General features: G+C 63.0%; 10 protein-coding genes and 1 pseudogene. 2 read left to right on the top strand and 9 right to left on the bottom strand.

Annotated elements, in window-relative coordinates; genetic code table 11:
* On the top strand, positions 1-306 hold a 306-nt coding region (locus CBQ26_RS11710; protein ID WP_172418051.1), incomplete at its 5' end, for a transposase.
* Here the strand turns inward: CBQ26_RS11710 and CBQ26_RS11705 are convergent.
* The 9 genes and pseudogenes from CBQ26_RS11705 to CBQ26_RS11675 all read right to left on the bottom strand — a co-directional run.
* Positions 299-1,402 (bottom strand): hypothetical protein, encoded by a 1,104-nt coding sequence (locus CBQ26_RS11705; RefSeq protein ID WP_088248824.1) that lies wholly within the window; start codon positions 1,400-1,402, stop codon positions 299-301. The genes CBQ26_RS11710 and CBQ26_RS11705 overlap by 8 nt on opposite strands.
* A gap of 75 nt (positions 1,403-1,477) precedes the next feature.
* Complete coding sequence (locus tag CBQ26_RS11700) at positions 1,478-1,999, bottom strand: vWA domain-containing protein (protein ID WP_088248823.1); 522 nt, start codon at positions 1,997-1,999, stop codon at positions 1,478-1,480.
* Complete coding sequence (locus tag CBQ26_RS11695) at positions 1,996-3,198, bottom strand: ICP22 family protein (RefSeq protein ID WP_216360356.1); 1,203 nt, start codon at positions 3,196-3,198, stop codon at positions 1,996-1,998. The genes CBQ26_RS11700 and CBQ26_RS11695 overlap by 4 nt, the downstream gene beginning before the upstream one ends.
* Positions 3,199-3,318: 120 nt before the next feature.
* A complete protein-coding gene (locus CBQ26_RS21315) occupies positions 3,319-3,804 on the bottom strand; it encodes a hypothetical protein (protein WP_143342069.1) in 486 nt (161 codons plus the stop codon).
* A gap of 59 nt (positions 3,805-3,863) precedes the next feature.
* Positions 3,864-4,409, bottom strand: a complete 546-nt coding sequence (locus CBQ26_RS21310) for a hypothetical protein (protein ID WP_143342068.1) — start codon at positions 4,407-4,409, stop codon at positions 3,864-3,866.
* A 344-nt stretch (positions 4,410-4,753) separates the two neighbouring features.
* Positions 4,754-6,331 carry an AAA family ATPase gene (locus tag CBQ26_RS11690; RefSeq protein ID WP_088248822.1) on the bottom strand — a complete coding sequence of 526 codons (1,578 nt, stop codon included), beginning with the start codon at positions 6,329-6,331 and terminating at the stop codon, positions 4,754-4,756.
* Positions 6,332-6,412: 81 nt separating this feature from the next.
* Entirely contained in the window at positions 6,413-8,161 is a 1,749-nt protein-coding gene (locus CBQ26_RS11685) for an ATP-binding protein (RefSeq protein ID WP_088248821.1), read from the bottom strand.
* Between the two features lie 579 nt (positions 8,162-8,740).
* Complete coding sequence (locus tag CBQ26_RS11680; protein ID WP_425319428.1) at positions 8,741-9,841, bottom strand: IS4 family transposase; 1,101 nt, start codon at positions 9,839-9,841, stop codon at positions 8,741-8,743.
* A gap of 75 nt (positions 9,842-9,916) precedes the next feature.
* A pseudogene (locus CBQ26_RS11675) lies at positions 9,917-10,273 on the bottom strand (IS4 family transposase); the annotation flags it as partial.
* A 109-nt stretch (positions 10,274-10,382) separates the two neighbouring features.
* On the opposite strand from CBQ26_RS11675, the gene CBQ26_RS11670 reads away from it, so the two are divergent.
* Positions 10,383-10,898 carry a winged helix-turn-helix domain-containing protein gene (locus CBQ26_RS11670; protein ID WP_088247849.1) on the top strand — a complete coding sequence of 172 codons (516 nt, stop codon included), beginning with the start codon at positions 10,383-10,385 and terminating at the stop codon, positions 10,896-10,898.
* Positions 10,899-10,905: the final 7 nt, after the last annotated feature.

Below are 10,905 nucleotides of genomic sequence, written 5' to 3'. Positions count from 1 at the left end.
CAGAAGGTCGGCGCGGGCGCCGACCATCGGGTGTTGGTCGTTCAGGATGGGGCTGGTTTTCATGTGCCACCGGATGTCGGGCATCCTGAGGGGATTCAGACGGTGACATTGCCGCCGTACTCGCCGGAATTGCAGCCGGCGGAACGGCTCTGGGAGTTGACGGATGTGCCGATTGCGAATAGAGCGTTCAAGAGCATCAAGGAGGTGGAGGCAGCCCTCTCGGATCGCTGCGTCTGGTTGGAAGGTCAACCTGATCTGGTCACTCGGCACACGCTCTTCCACTGGTGGCCTTTATTGGCTAATTAATCGGAGTCCGTATCACTGTGACGCGGCGCAGCCCACTGCCGGCCGAGCCGTCCACGCGGCGGGGGTCGCTCACCTGGAACGTCAGGGCGTCTTCCGTGGTGCCGGTGCCGTCGGTGGGCAGCGGGGCGAGCACGCTGCCACTGGCCCGGTCCGCGGTGATGTCCGGCGCGTGGTAGTCCGTCCCGAACGTGCCGAGCACGCCGTCCTCACTGCCCACGCGGTTGCCCAGGCGGTCCTGGATGCCGCTGGAGCGCAGTTCGTACTGACTGGCCTCCGTCAGCTGATCCGTGGTGGTGAAGGTGGTCTGCACGGGCAGGCCGCTGCGCCACGTGGCGAACGTGACGGGGGCCATGCCCACACCGCTGTCCTGGAAGGTCGCCTCGAAGGTCGTGCCGAGCGGCAACTCGTCGCCGCTGGTGAGGACCGTCTTCTGCCCTCCAGGCAGAGTGAGCAGCACGCCGCCGTCTGCTGTGGGCGCTGCGTCATCAACGCGCAACGTGGTGCGGTAGGTCTGGCCGCCGGTTTCAGCGGTCACGGTAAGTTCACCGCCCGTGAGCTGCTCGCGGTTGGTGGCGCTGTAGGGGATCGTGGCGCTCCCCGCCTCTCCTGGCGTGATGTCTCCCCGGGAGACGCGCCACGCGACGGCCGCGCCCTCCGGGAGGGGACTCAGCTGCACTTTGATGTCCGCCCCGCCGTACACCAGGTCGTTGCCAGCGGTGACGGACCTTCCCTGCAGGGTGAACGTGGCGGCTGCGGGTGGGGCCGCATGGTACGTGAAGTTCAGGGTCTGGTCGGTGCTCGTCAGGTCGGCCGTCTGCGCGGCTGGGGTCACCCGTCCGTCGACCGCACCGACCGAGACGGCGTACGTGCCTCTGGCGAGAGGACCTTTCCACACGCCATCCTTGGCTTCGACGTCCGTCCGGACGTTCGTGCTGATATTCCTGACGGTGACGGTCGTGGTGGACGCGCCGGTGAGCTTCACCGTGAGGATCTGCGTGGGGGGCGTGGCCCCGCCGGGCAGGGGCAGGCTGGTGCCGCAGGACCCGAGGAGCAGGCTGGTGAGGAGGGCGGCGGCCGGGACAGTGATGGCTTTCATGCCCACCAGGGTGCCGGCGCAAGACTCCGCGGCGATGCCTGTCCCCCCGCCCCGCGCGGGGGGGTGTGGTGTCACTCAGCTGATCCGGGCGCGCAGGGCGGTGAGGGTGGCTTTGAGTGTTGAAACAAGGCTGCTCAGGTCCTGGCAGGGCACGGCGGAGCCGAACGCCCGCTGCCAGTCGAGGTAGGCGCCGGTCGCGTCGCCGATCAGGATTGGGATGAAGCGCACGTCGCGTGCTCGGGCGTCCTTGACCAGCTTCGTGCAGGTTTCGTAATCGTTCGGCGCGAGTTCCCCGTCGCAAATGATGTTCACGACGTGCACTTCGGATGGCCGCGCGGGTGACGTGCGCAGCACGTGCTCCAGCGCCGTGTGCAGTCGCGTTCCCCCGGCGGCTTCGAGTCCGGAGATCTGCTGCCGGGCGTACTCGAAGTCCGCGCCGGGCTCGACGATCTCCTGAAACCCGACGTTGAAGGCCGTGATGCGCACGCGTGTGCTGGTCAGGGAAGCAGCGCGGGCAAGGAGCAGGGCCGCCTGAGCGGCGCACGCGAGCGGCTCGCCCTTCATGCTGCTGCTCACATCGAGCAGCTGGTCGATCACGATCGCCTGGGGCGGTTCGGGGTGTTGGTGCGCGCGAACTGCCGCTCGGCGCCCTGCGCGAACCGGTCGTACCGGAACCGGCCTCGGGACCGGTGGGGGGTGGGCATCGCAGCCCGCTCCGGGGGCCTGAGCAGGGGCGCGAGTTGCCGGGCGTATCCCTCAACGCCTTCTGCACATGGGCCCGGCCCGTCGCCCTGGTCAGGCACCGGGATGATGGGTCGGTCCTCACGCCCTGCGCCGACCGTACCGCGCAGCGCTTCAAGGGTCCGCTCAAGGGCTTCGCGGTCCTGCGCGTCACTTCCCTCGCCGTCAGCAGGGTTCGCCGTGCCGTCCCGCGTGTCGGCGTCTGCACCGGTCGCACTGACCTGCCCATTCCAGCTGTCGGGGATGTCCACCTCCTGATCACCGTCCCTACCAGGGGCCTGGGCCTCTGCGGGAGCACCGTCAGCACCGCTGCCCTGGCCTTGTCCATCTGCACCACCCGGCGCGTCCTGCGCCTGCTGGGGATCACCTGCGCTGCTGCATTCCTCCGCCTGGGGCTGGCCCTGCTGCTGCTGGTCCCGCACCAGGTCGAGAATCGCCCGGGCGATCCAGGTGACCTGCTCACTGTCCTTCGCGCGCCAGGACGCCTCGACGAGCGGACGAACATCCGCCCAGAGTTCCCGGTCCTCCTCCCGGACGGACCACCGCGGGTTCAGGCGGTCGTGCTCCCACCGCCAGAACAGGCAGCCCTCCAGTGCAGAGCCGTCACATTTCCCCTGGGCGCGCGCACTGACCACGTCACCCAGGAAGGTGAACGCCCGGGCGAGGCGCAGTTCCGGGTAATCGCGGGCCATCAGGCGTTCCATCCGCTCGTCCTCCAGAGCGTTCCACAGCTCACCGAGACTGCCGGGCGGCTTTGGACCGGAGTACCGGACGTGCCCGGCCTCGTGCGCGGCGAACCCGACCAGGAAGAGGCTGCGTCGGCCGTGCTCATCGATGGGGTCGTAGCGGACGCCAGGTGGTACGTCGGGCAGGGAGGCTGTGATGAACACCAACCGCCGTTCCGGCATGACCCACGCGAGGTCATCACTGGGCTTGAGCAGCAGCGTGTACGACAGTTTCCGGCTGCAGTAGCGGAACACGTCCAGTACGGCCTTGCGGATGGACCGCTGCTGGTGCCAGGGCTGAGTGGGACGGGACGCGGGAAGGGTAAGCATGCGCAGCACGAACCCTCCAGTTGACCTGGAGGGTGATGTTCAGTTCCTATCAAGATGGCTCAGATTGGACGCACTACTCGCAATCTTTACCAGTGCCTAGCTTCAGGTGAATCATCGTGGTTAAGGTAATTGAGGGAAGAGGTTCATATCTGGCAATGAATTGGGGCCAAACCGCGCGTAGCCACGCAATATATATCGTCTTGCTGCGATGACTTCAAAACCAAGATTGAGATGAGCTGCTGTAACTGGTGCCCACGATGGATCTTGGAAATCCATAACATTGAGGATAGCCACGAAAGCTTTTTCTACCTGCTCTTCAACAATCTCAATATTTTGCCGCGCAATCCGCATTGACATTGGTGTTCCTAAATGATCATAGAGTGCTGCAGCAGCCTGCAGGAGATCTTCAGCTGAAGACGCAATCTGTCTATCAGCCGTCGTCCGTTCTTGATGATCCCTTTCAAGCGAAGCAAGTGAATCCGCAAAGTGTTCGGCCGCTTCGAGAATGGTAGTCAGTCTGCTAAGGGCGACATCGTCGAGCCTGGGCAATTGTTGCTCGAGTCGGCTCATCGCTTGCCGCGCTCGTTCTAGATATGGTGTGGTCATGATCCTTCCTGAAGGCGTATACGCAGCCGAATGCCCGGCCGCTTTCTAGATCAATAATTTTAAGGGCACTGAACCCAGTTAATATAGCCGACCGGCTCAACCAAAGGCACCGCGATTGATACTCCATCTGGCTTAAATGCTTTAATAATAACTCGGCCCCTGAAATACGCCGAAGCGTAGCACTGCGCAAATGAGTTCATATGCTCGTTAAACCAGCTGGCTCCAGAAGAACCGACGGTTTTGCCGGTTGTTGTGCCAGTTTTATAGGCGTAACACACATATCCCATACTATCATTACATTTTTCTAGGACGGTAGTGAGCTGTAGAACGTAAGGCTCGCTTGATGGCGGGCATGTTGCCGTGCCGTTAACCTTGACACTTCCAGGAACTGTTGAAGACATATGAGCATACGCGATTGTGATGAGGCAACTGGTGATGTTGTATCCCAATTCGCCCACGCCCGATGCGGATTTGATTTCTCCCGTTGAGGGGTCAAAGAGATACTGGCGAGATTCGCCCGCATCCGCAGTGAGTTCAGGCGCAACGTTTTTAACGCCGCAAGAAGCTAGTCCAAGTGTGAGAATAAGGAATGCAGAACGTTTCATAGTTGCTCCTGTGTTGGTAAATATGGCCCGTTTTGGTGACGGGTGGTCAAATAATTTTGACCACCCTCTTTATATTCATTTCCGTATTCCCCTGTTGCACATGTGACATGCTTAGAAATCAATAAATTAAATTAATTAATCACTCATATTTAGATCAGGTCTGATCTTGATTAATTAGTTGACAATGTATTTGCATTTGAAAATCAGAGTAGACGGGCTGCCGCTCATTTCGCTAAAGACGCGGGAACCCTCGACAAACCGAAGACAGTATTCGCAGTGGCATTGCCAATAACCAGACCGCATGATCCCAACAATCCAATGTTTGGAAGAACAGTGATCTCACCTCAGGCGGCCGAAAGGACTTCCTCCTCGATTCGTTTCAGAAGGTTCTGACGGCTCGCCGGCTCAATCAACCCTCGGGCGTCCCTGGGGCAGCAGTGCGGCACAGCCGTCACGAACGCCGCTTCGAGAATCGCTTCTCGCATGGACAGGCCATCTTCGAGACACGCGCGAGCTTCTTTCAGCAGCGCGATGGTCTTGCGGGCATCCATGGGCCGGACGAGCAGGCCTTCACTGTCGGACGAGATGCTGTAGGTGAGATCCTCCAAGTCGTAGCCCAGTCGTGCCAGGCGCGAGTCACCGGCCACGGCCTCGTAGATCGGCAACACCACGTCCGCTTCAGGCCGTTCGTAATCGATCACCAGGTCAATGCGGGAGAGCAGCGCGGAGTCGAGATTCTGCGCCGTCTGCAAGTGGTCCTCACCCATGTTGGTGGTCAGCGCCCACACGAGGTTCTTTTTCGGGCAGAAAATCGCGTCGCCAGTCGGCAGGTCCAGGAGGTAGTACCGCGTGTTCGGATCGGGCAGGGTCGCCTGCACCGCCGCGGTGACCTGGTCCGGCGTCTGGCCCTGACGCTCCAGCGGCGCCTGTAAGACGGCTCGGGCGTCCTCGAAGCTCAGTTCGTCCATCGCGCCGACGAGGACCTGCAGGTGTTCCGCGTGGTAGCGCAGGATCTCGTCAATCTGAATGACGGTGAGGCCGTCTTTGGCGAGCATGAAAGCCCGCGCCAGGGGGCCGTCCACCCACTCCGGGCCGTTCACGCCGGGCGTCACCGCACCAATGAAGTCCCGGTCTTCCACACCGGGAGCCCCGCGCATTTTCACGACGGCCGCGCCGACGTCGAGTACCAGTTGCTTCACTGTTTCGGTCTTGAACGTTCCGGGCGGGCCGACGAGGAGGGCCGAGCCGCCACGCCGGGCGAGTCGCCGCAGCCGTGACAGTGGCGTTGTGTTCGTGGGCGCGACGACACGGGCGTTCAGGAGCAGCTGGTTCAACCGGCTCGTCGACACGGGCTTGAGCGGTCCGGGCGTGAACGCACCTTCGGTGATTTCGTTGGTGAGCAGCTTCTCCTTCAGTTCGAAGTACGCGTAATCGGACAGGCGCAGTACCGCTTCTCGTACGCTTGCGTCCTGGGCGGGCAATCCTCTGAACGTCGATTCGGACATGAGCCCGGCGGTCTTCTCCGCGAGCTGCAGCAGGGCGCTGAGGGTCTCTTCGTGTGCGCGTAACACGAGCGCTTCGGCCAGCAGCAACATGAATGGTGCGGTGGCGCTGTTCAGGCCGCCGCTGCCAGTGGACCACCAGGTCCGGCCCGCGGCGCTGGCTGCGCTCATGACGGTGCGGGTACCGCCAGCTTTCCCGCTGGACGGATAGGTCACGCGGACGCTCTGGCCGTCCGTTTCGAGGCTGGCCTGATCGGTCATGAGCAGGCCGGCAGCGTAGCCGATGCCCGCCCCGTAATACCTGCTGCCGGTAGGGCCTCGCGGACTGCACAGGTGCGCGGGGATCTGCAGGCGCCGCTTCAGTCCTCCCAGGAAGAACTTCTCTTCGATCGTGAATGCCGGGTTGAGGTCGATGGTCATGCCTGCCCTGGCACCCCGAATCCGTCAGGAGTTCGGGGTGACGCTTCCTCCAGCTGGGCAGGATCAGCTCCGGGCGGCGGCTCAGTTGAGGGCCGGTTCGCGCTGTGCCTGATCATCCAGGCGCTCCGCCTGGCCCAGCACCTGCAGCAGCCGGTGCGGTACCTTGACCCCCTGTCGCAGGCCTTCCTGCGCCACGTGCCGGATCACCTGGAACGTCCACTCCGTGAGTCTCGGGGTCGCGCGCAGGACATGCATCAGGTCTTCTGCCGTGGAGTCGTCCGGCACTTCGGTCATGCTGTTGCGCCCGGGGAGGAGGGTGGTCAGGGTATCCAGGATGATCAGTTCAACGTCCCGCGCGGTGCCGGCGCCGCTCAGCCGGTCCTCGTGCACGGCCAGGTACTGCTGGCCGTCCGTCCAGACGTCCGCGACGTCGCTCTGACCCGCCTTCAGGCTGTACTCGCGGAAGGGCCCCGAGCGGCCATAGCGGCCGCCACGGTACGTCCAGACGGCGAACTGCACGTCGCGTGACACCTCACGGAGGCCGTCGAGGATGAGTTTCGGGTAGCCCTTGACGGTCGCGTTCAGCGTGAAAAAGCCCCGGAGTTCCGGGACTGCGTGCGGCAGGTTCGGCTCCACGCGAACCTGGGCGAGGACCTCCGCGTGCCGCATGCCGTCGTACTGACCGAACCGCCCTGCGTGGCTGGAGTACCGCTCGAGCAGTTCGACCAGTTCTCCCAGGGTTTCGACATGCCAGCGCTCGAGCGTTTTCGGTTCGAGCACGGTCGCCATGCGGTTTTCCACCGCGCGCCGACTCAGGGTGGCGTGCTCGGCGCTGTGGAGGGTCAGGACGCCCGTCTCACGCAGGCTCGTGATGAGCTTGGTGATGGTGAGGCCCTTGCCCGCCGCGTCCGTGAACAGCCGGAGCTTCTGGTACTGGGTGAAGTCAGCGTCATAGACGGCCACCTGCGCGGTGAAGCGCCTCAGGTCGGACTCGGACACGCGCGCACTGGTGCGGGTGCGCTCGTCCCCGATGTCTTTGAGGAGCTTCTTGAGGCGCCGCCAGAGGCCGTCCTCGTTGTCGAGGATGTCGTTGCGGGCCATGTTCAGCGTGAGGGCCGAGCCGGGCTTCGTGACGACCGTGCCGGAGCAGCCGGCGCGGTGCGGGGGGATCTCCACCACGAACATGCCCATGTTGTAGACCCGCAGGGGCCCATGCTCTTTCGCCTGAATCCACGCCTCGTCGGTCGTGTGCGTCCACGTGCGCACCGAATCCGGGTGGGTGGTGACGTCTTGGCCGTTGACGAACACGGGCACAGGGCTGTACTTGACCAGCTCGCCGAGGTGCTTGACGTGCGTGAGGACCTCCTGCGTGCTGATGGCTTCATAGAAGGTGCCGGTGATGGTGGTGCCGGGCTCGTCGGGGAGGCCTTCGTGGAGCGTGTAGTCCAGGCCGGAGGCGCGGATGTCGACGTGCATCTCGAAGGTTCGGGTGCGCCACAGCGTATGAGCCCAGTTCCACTGCTGGCCACGCCCGAGGCCGAACTGCCCGAATTGCCGCCGTCCCGCTTCTTCTTCGGTCGTGTGGTCGAACCCGAACTCCTCGAAGTACCGCTCGATGTCAGTGACGGTCTGAAAACCGTGCCCGTTGTCCTGCACGGTGTACCCCTTGCGGTCCAGGGTGATGTCGATGCGGGTGGCACCCGCGTCAATACCGTTCATCACAGATTCCATCAGGGCCTTGCCGAGGCTTCCCGCCTGGGACTTAATGAGGTGGACGATGATGCCTTTGCTGACTGCGAAGGACCGGGTGCGGGTAGTGGGTTGAATCATGGGTCTCCTTGGCGCCGGGGCGCTGCCGCACGAGCACCCCTGACCCGCTACGGGTCAGGGGTGACGCCTCTCCCCCGCTCAGGCCGCTCGGGTCACGCGCCGAATCCAGGCTGGTTGGCCTGGAGGCGCGGCCCACAGGCCGCTGGAAGGATGACGACCACCATCCCGTCTACCGTCAGCATGGAGGCCGCCTCATCCTCCGGCCCACCATCCAGGCGAAGTACGCGCGCCTGACGGACGCCTTGGAGCGCCTCCGCCGCGCCCTACCCGCCGAATTCAACGTCATGCGGAACTCCGAGTGGCCTGATCACCGACCTGCCAGGGGATTCCATTGCTCATCGCCCCCGATGAACCGGTCGGCTACGTAGCTTCTTGGATCTGAGCGTAGGCCGACGCTTGTCTAGGCATAGAACCAAGAGAAAAATTGTTGATTTCGGCTCAAACCTTCATCGATTTTATTGCGTCCAGTTGGGCAAAAGCTTCAAGTGCGTGAACAGTCCAAGTTCGATATTTCAGAAACTGACCCGGTATTTACTTACGCCATGTGGGCTTTTTAAGATGAGGCATGCCACAGCTTCCTCAGCACCTGACACTTCGGGAAACTGACGTGCTGGCGGTTGGGAACGGCATTCCGAGGAGCCGCAGACAGTCCCGGAAGACCTCGCCGCCCCACCGTGCCGCTTGACTCAGGATCTGCCACCCGATCCGCGTCACGCTCACGACCGCTCGCCCACGCTTGTCCTGCCGAGGGGCGTGAGTTTCTGTCCGCTGCGCGCCGATCCGCGTCATCCAGGCCAGCGCGATACAGAGCAGGCCAAAGAGCCGAGAGATGCGCTCTGGAGCCGTCATGTGCGTGGCCTCCAGATTCAGCCCGCGACCTTTCAACGCGGAGAACGCCGATTCAATCGCCCACCTGAGCCGATAGGTCCGCAACACATCCAGGACGGGCAAATCTGAGGCCACGATCACCCTGTCCCCCGCAGGGGACAGGGTGATGACCACGTGCATCCAGCCCCCATAGACCCACGTCCGCTCAAACAGGGTGCGCACCTGTCCCGGTTGCAGCGTCGTGAACAGGTCTCGCACCAGTTCATCCTCGATTCTGGTGTTCCCCCGGATGCGGATACACTGCCGGATGCGTTTCCAGCGCAGGAACGAGCACCACTCGCGCCCCACGAACTCCCGATCTGCGATCAACACGGCCCACCGTCGAGCCGGGAGTACTTTGAGCAGGCGTGCAACAAGAAGGATTCGGGCAGCAGTGCAACTGTTGCCTTGATGCGGCAGGATCGACCAGACGAGGGGAATCACCGCGCCCCCAAGCAGAACGCCCAAGACGAGGATGTTCAGCGGCGTCTGGCCGTAGTGCCACGTGGTGCGGTCCATGATCAGGGTGAGCTTGCCGTCGGGCAGCAAGGGAAGCAGGACGTCTGTGACGTCCTGTGGCGTGAGCTGAGCGTCGTGAAACACGCGAGCCACCGTCCGGGTTTTTGATTCCAACGTGGCTGATCTGGGGAGATGAAGTGCGATCTTGCGGTGAAGCGTGGACTCGGCCTGGAGCACGGCTAGGAGCACTTCGGCAAGACGACGGAGCGCGTCCGTACGGCGGTGTGGCCAACGAGTGTGCAGGTAGGTGGCCAACGTGTCAGCATGGAAGCGGGCAGTATCGGGAATCGTCACAGACCCAGATACCGCCCTTTGTCATGTCGCACTGCGTTCAGGACGCCATTTCTCGTGCAGTGTCAGGTGCTGAGGCAGAACGCCCAAGACGAGGATGTTCAGCGGCGTCTGGCCGTAGTGCCAGGTGGTGCGGCCCATGATCAGGCTGAGCTTGCCGTCGGGAAGCAAGGGAAGCAGGACGTCTGTGACGTCCTGCGGCGTGAGCTGAGCGTCGTGAAACACGCGGGCCACCGTCCGGGTTTTTGATTCCAGCGTGGCTGCTCTGGGCAGATGAAGCGCGATCTTGCGGTGGAGTGTGGACTCGGCCTGGAGCACGGCCAGGAGCACTTCGGCAAGACGACGGAGCGCGTCCGTACGGCGGTGTGGCCAGCGAGTGTGCAGGTAAGTGGCCAACGTGTCAGCATGGAAGCGGGCAGTATCGGGGCTCGTCACAGACCCAGATACCGCCCTTTTTCATGTCGCACTGCGTTCAGGACGCCATTTCTCGTGAAGTGTCAGGTGCTGAGCGTTTCCGGTCACGCCTGATACGGACTCCGATTAAATAGATTATAATTGCGGCATCAAACAGATCCCTCTGACCGCCCCTCTGGCGCATGACGCTGACACTTTCTGGCATCTCTACCGGGCCAGTACCTGTGCCGTCGAACGCCGCAGAGCCCAACTCTTCGCCCTCCTCGCAGAAGGACGCCCTGTACCTGAGATCCTTCAGGTGACCCGGTACAACCGGGTCACCGTCTACGGACTGGTCAAGCGCTACCGCGAACAGGGGCTCGCTGGCCTCCGTGACGCGCGTCACGTCAACCAGGGCGCCCCCCGCCTCCTGACCGCCGAGCAACAACAGACCCTGGCCGCCCGACTGCACGCTGACTTCGAGCAGGGCATCGTCTGGTCCGGTAAAGACGTTCAAGACTGGCTTCAGCAGCAGTACGGACTGTCCGTCCATCTCGGGCGCACCTATGAATTCCTACGGGCGGCGGGCTTCACGCCTCAACGGCCTCGACCCCGGCACGTTGGCGGCGATGAGGCCGCAAAGGAAGCGTTCAAAACAAAGTCCTGACCGAGAC

The sequence above is a fragment of the Deinococcus indicus genome (genome assembly GCF_002198095.1).
GTDB lineage: Bacteria > Deinococcota > Deinococci > Deinococcales > Deinococcaceae > Deinococcus > Deinococcus caeni.
This window is presented reverse-complemented; position numbering and strand designations above follow the sequence as displayed.

Excerpts from the sequence above, each read along its gene's own strand:
- CBQ26_RS11705 (WP_088248824.1), bottom strand. The coding sequence starts at position 1,402 with ATGAAAGCCATCACTGTCCCGGCCGCCGCCCTCCTCACCAGCCTGCTC.
- CBQ26_RS11695 (WP_216360356.1), bottom strand. The coding sequence starts at position 3,198 with ATGCTTACCCTTCCCGCGTCCCGTCCCACTCAGCCCTGGCACCAGCAG.
- CBQ26_RS21315 (WP_143342069.1), bottom strand. The coding sequence starts at position 3,804 with ATGACCACACCATATCTAGAACGAGCGCGGCAAGCGATGAGCCGACTC.
- CBQ26_RS21310 (WP_143342068.1), bottom strand. The coding sequence starts at position 4,409 with ATGAAACGTTCTGCATTCCTTATTCTCACACTTGGACTAGCTTCTTGC.
- CBQ26_RS11690 (WP_088248822.1), bottom strand. The coding sequence starts at position 6,331 with ATGACCATCGACCTCAACCCGGCATTCACGATCGAAGAGAAGTTCTTC.
- CBQ26_RS11685 (WP_088248821.1), bottom strand. The coding sequence starts at position 8,161 with ATGATTCAACCCACTACCCGCACCCGGTCCTTCGCAGTCAGCAAAGGC.